The following is a 4248-nucleotide window of genomic DNA, read 5'->3' as shown; positions in this document are numbered from 1 at the left end:
GATTGAGCATGAGCGTGATCGTCAAGGGACCAGGATCGATGAACAAGCGGCGTCGGATCTACGAGGGGAAGGCCAAGGTGCTCTATGAGGGTCCGGAGCCCGGCACCCTCATTCAGCACTTCAAGGACGACGCCACAGCCTTCAACGCGAAGAAGCACGCGCTCATCGAAGGCAAGGGCGTGCTGAACAATCGCATCTCCGAGTACATCTTCCAGAGGCTCGGCGAGATCGGCGTGCCAACGCACTTCATGAAGCGGCTCAACATGCGTGAGCAGCTCATCCGCGAGGTGGAGATCATCCCACTCGAGGTGGTGGTGCGCAACGTTGCGGCAGGCTCGCTTGCAACGCGTCTTGGCCTCGAGGAAGGCACCCAGCTGCCGCGTTCGATCATCGAGTTCTACTACAAGGCGGACGAGCTCAACGATCCGATGGTCTCGGAAGAGCACATTACGGCCTTCGGCTGGGCGGCTCCGCAGGAGATCGACGAGATCATGCAGCTCGCGCTGCGCGTCAACGACTTCCTCGTCGGGCTGTTCCTCGGCATCGGCATCCGCCTCGTCGACTTCAAGGTCGAGTTCGGGCGTCTGTGGGACAACGAGCAGATGCGCATCGTGCTGGCGGACGAGATCAGCCCCGATTGCTGCCGCCTGTGGGACATCTCGTCGGGCGACAAGCTCGACAAGGACCGCTTCCGGCGTGATCTCGGCGGCGTGCTCGAGGCCTACCAGGAGGTGGCGCGCCGGCTCGGTGTCTTGACCGAGCAGCGCCCGCCCAAGGGTGTCGGCCCTGTGCTGGTGGCGTCCAACCCTACAGGCAAGCCGAACTGATCAAGGGCGCGGCATTGCCGTCACCTTGTCTTCCCTCGAGAAGCACGCTAGAGCGAGACCGTTCCCGGCCGGCCCTGCCCGTCGGGAACGGGTTTCGGGTCCATCCGAAACAGAGACCGAAACGCCTCCCAAGCAGCGAGACGACGCGCGTTTTGCGCGGAGGGCGACCTCGGGAGCCGCACAAGTGGGATCGCCGCCGTGATCCCGACCGCCGCGGAAGGATCCGCCCGACGCTCACGCCCCGAATGACAAGCCGAGAGCCGATATGAAAGCCCGCATCAAGATCACCCTCAAGCCCGGTGTGCTCGACCCACAGGGGAAAGCCATCCAGAGCGCGCTCGGTGCGCTCGGGTTCGCAGGCGTCAACGATGTGCGGCAGGGCAAGTACATCGAGGTCGACGTTACCGGCATGAGCGAAGACGAGGCGCGCACCGAGGTGGATCGCATGTGCCGCGAGCTGCTGGCCAACACGGTGATCGAGAACTACAGCTACGAGCTGGCCTCGTGAGGCTGGCGCGCCTTGGCGCGGCAGCCTGGATGCTCGGCGCGATCGTGCCTGGAGCCGCAGTCGCGCAAGCCCCGCCTCCGCCGGGCCTCGACTGCGCTCTCGGCTTCGAGACGCTCCGGGCTGACGCGAGCGCCCTCACGGGTGCCGAACTGAGTCATGAAGGCGGGTTCGATGTGGCGCGCCTCGCCGCTCCGGACGTTTGGCGCGCCCAGTTCATGTTCACGCTTCCGGGACACCCCGCGCATCCCGCGGCCGTTCTGCGGACCCTGCGCAAGCAGGTGACGGAGGTCTGGACGTCCGACAGCAAAGGATGCGGATACGGCGATCAGAGCCAGTTCGCGATCCTGATGTCGGATATGAAATCCACCGACACGGAGCTGACGAACGCGTCGCGCGCCGAGGTCGAACGTGAGAAAAAGGGCCGGTCGCCACTCGCGCCCTGAGTACGAACTGGAGAGGTTGAGCCGCCATGCTGCGCGCATCCGTCATCGTCTTTCCCGGCTCCAATTGCGATCGCGACGTGAAGACGGCGCTGGAGCGCATCACCGGCTTTCCCGCTCAGATGGTTTGGCATGGCGAGGCCGCCGTGCCGGCATCCGATGTCATCGTTTTGCCTGGCGGCTTCTCTTACGGCGACTACCTGCGCTGCGGCGCCATGGCCGCCCATTCCCCTATCATGCGGGACGTGGTGGCGAAGGCGAAAGCCGGTACGCCCGTGCTCGGCATCTGCAATGGATTCCAGATTCTCTGCGAATCGGGGCTGCTTCCCGGTGTTCTGATGCGCAACGCCTCGCTCCGCTTCATCTGCCGCGACGTGCACCTCAAGGTCGAGAACGAGAAAACGTTTTTCACCGCTTGCTACCGCAAGGGCGAGGTCGTCCGCGTCCCCATCGCGCACGCCGAAGGCAATTATTTTGCCGACACGGAGACGCTCGATCGGCTCGAGGGCGACGGCCGCGTCGTGTTCCGCTACTCGGATGCCAACGGCAACGTGTCTGCCGAGACGAACCCGAACGGCGCGCAGCGCAACATCGCCGGCATTACCGATCCCACAGGGCGGATCCTCGGCATGATGCCCCACCCCGAGCGTCTCTATGAGCAGATGCTTGGTGGCACCGACGGCCGGCGCATTTTCGAAAGCGCCCTTCTGAGCGCCATGGCGGCGACCGCCTGAGCACGCTAGACGTGATCCGAAAACCAAATGGGGACGGACTTTCCAGTCCATCCCCATCGAGTTCGCTAAAGAAAAAGGGAGCCGGTCGGAACCGTCTCCCTTTCTTTTTTGCGCCGCGCGTTACGACTTATAGGGTGCCCGATCGAAAACCCGCGCATTCATGCGGGTCGCGCTCGGTGCGCACTCGAACTCCGCGGACTGGCCCGCACTCGCGTCGATCTGCACGCCGCGCCCCGGCATGACCGGGATGACGAACCGCGTGCCGGGGCTGTCGAGGCCCGTCTCGCCGCCGTTGATATCGGCGACTACGACGGTCAGGTGGCACGTATCGTCCTTGGTCTCGAAATACCCGACCGCGTGCTTCGTGCCGATGTTCAGGCTGACGCCGCGTCCGGGGGCCATGATCTCGTGCTGGCTACCCCGCTCGACCTTGGTGACAGAACCGGCAAGAACCGCTCCCGCTACCACAACGCTCATCAGACCCGCTGCTGCAGCAACGCCTTTCGTCGCTTTCAACATGGTTCCACTCCTTCAATGATGAGAAGCCTGGGATCGCCGCGGCAAGCTCTTGTGGCCTGCATTCCGGCTTGGTCATCATCTAACACCATGACCCGGTGGTGAGAATCCATTTTGCTGCATGGCAGCAACGATGTTTGTGCAGCGCGGTACTGTCGCAATTGCTCCGATGTCGCACCGCCTTGTGAGGCCTCTTGGGCAAACCGATAAATACGAGGTTTGGCTGTCTGGCTTCGCGACATTCCTCTGGAGAGCGCTGGCAGAGAGAAATGCTTTCGGCGCCGCGACGTCGTGGAAGCGACAAGTGCGTTCTTGCTCGCTATAAGCACCGCGACAGTTCTTCACCGCGAGACTCGAAAGACCGATGCAGGACGCCTCCACCACCAAGATCACGCCCGAGACGGTTGCCGCACACGGCCTCACCCCCGACGAATACGAGCGCTTGCTCAAGATTCTGGGCCGCGAGCCTAGCTTGACCGAGCTCGGCATCTTCTCTGTCATGTGGAGCGAGCACTGCTCCTACAAATCCTCGCGCTTCTGGCTGAAGACACTGCCCACGACGGGTGACCGGGTCATCCAGGGGCCGGGCGAGAACGCGGGCGTCGTCGATCTCGGCGATGGAGACGCGGCTGTGTTCAAGATGGAGAGCCACAACCACCCGTCCTACATCGAGCCTTACCAAGGCGCGGCCACGGGCGTCGGCGGCATCATGCGCGACGTCTTCACTATGGGGGCGCGCCCGGTCGCGAACCTCAACGCGCTGCGCTTCGGTGACCCGTCTCACCCTAAGACGCGCCACCTCGTCTCGGGCGTCGTCTCCGGCATCGGCGGCTACGGCAACTGCGTCGGCGTGCCGACCGTCGGGGGCGAGCTGAACTTCGACGCGGGCTACAATAACAACATCCTGGTCAACGCCATGTGCGTCGGCCTCGCGAAGACGGACAAGATCTTCTATTCGGCGGCCAAAGGCGTCGGCCTGCCCGTCGTCTACGTGGGCTCCAAGACCGGCCGCGATGGCATCCACGGCGCCACCATGGCGTCCGCCGAGTTCGACGACAAAAGCGACGAGAAGCGCCCGACCGTGCAGGTGGGCGATCCCTTCACCGAGAAGCTCCTGATTGAAGCCTGCCTCGAGATGATGGCCTCCGACGCCATCATCGCCATCCAGGACATGGGCGCGGCCGGCCTGACCTCTTCCACCTCGGAGATGGCGGATAAGGGTG

At 63.8% G+C, this 4248-nt stretch carries 6 protein-coding genes; 5 read left to right on the top strand and 1 reads right to left on the bottom strand.

The window, feature by feature from the left end; all coding sequences use genetic code 11:
* Window positions 1-38 precede the first annotated feature (38 nt).
* From purC to purQ, 4 genes are all read left to right on the top strand, one after another.
* Complete coding sequence (purC, locus tag V7P99_RS14715) at window positions 39-827, top strand: phosphoribosylaminoimidazolesuccinocarboxamide synthase (protein ID WP_333795583.1); 789 nt, start codon at window positions 39-41, stop codon at window positions 825-827.
* A 265-nt stretch (window positions 828-1092) separates the two neighbouring features.
* On the top strand, window positions 1093-1335 hold the full coding sequence (gene purS / locus V7P99_RS14710) for a phosphoribosylformylglycinamidine synthase subunit PurS (RefSeq protein WP_333795582.1): 243 nt from the start codon (window positions 1093-1095) through the stop codon (window positions 1333-1335).
* Window positions 1332-1778 carry a hypothetical protein gene (locus V7P99_RS14705; protein ID WP_333795581.1) on the top strand — a complete coding sequence of 149 codons (447 nt, stop codon included), beginning with the start codon at window positions 1332-1334 and terminating at the stop codon, window positions 1776-1778. The genes purS and V7P99_RS14705 overlap by 4 nt, the downstream gene beginning before the upstream one ends.
* Window positions 1779-1804: 26 nt before the next feature.
* Entirely contained in the window at window positions 1805-2509 is a 705-nt protein-coding gene (gene purQ / locus V7P99_RS14700; protein WP_333795580.1) for a phosphoribosylformylglycinamidine synthase subunit PurQ, read from the top strand.
* A 120-nt stretch (window positions 2510-2629) separates the two neighbouring features.
* Here purQ and V7P99_RS14695 read toward each other — a convergent pair whose 3' ends face one another.
* Complete coding sequence (locus V7P99_RS14695; protein WP_333795579.1) at window positions 2630-3028, bottom strand: hypothetical protein; 399 nt, start codon at window positions 3026-3028, stop codon at window positions 2630-2632.
* Window positions 3029-3389: 361 nt separating this feature from the next.
* Between V7P99_RS14695 and V7P99_RS14690 the strand changes: the two genes are divergently transcribed.
* The coding region (locus tag V7P99_RS14690) for an AIR synthase related protein (RefSeq protein ID WP_333795578.1) at window positions 3390-4248 on the top strand (859 nt) is incomplete at its 3' end.

Origin of the sequence: Hyphomicrobium sp., assembly GCF_036780825.1 — a bacterium.
Lineage (GTDB): Bacteria > Pseudomonadota > Alphaproteobacteria > Rhizobiales > Hyphomicrobiaceae > Hyphomicrobium_C.
This window is presented reverse-complemented; position numbering and strand designations above follow the sequence as displayed.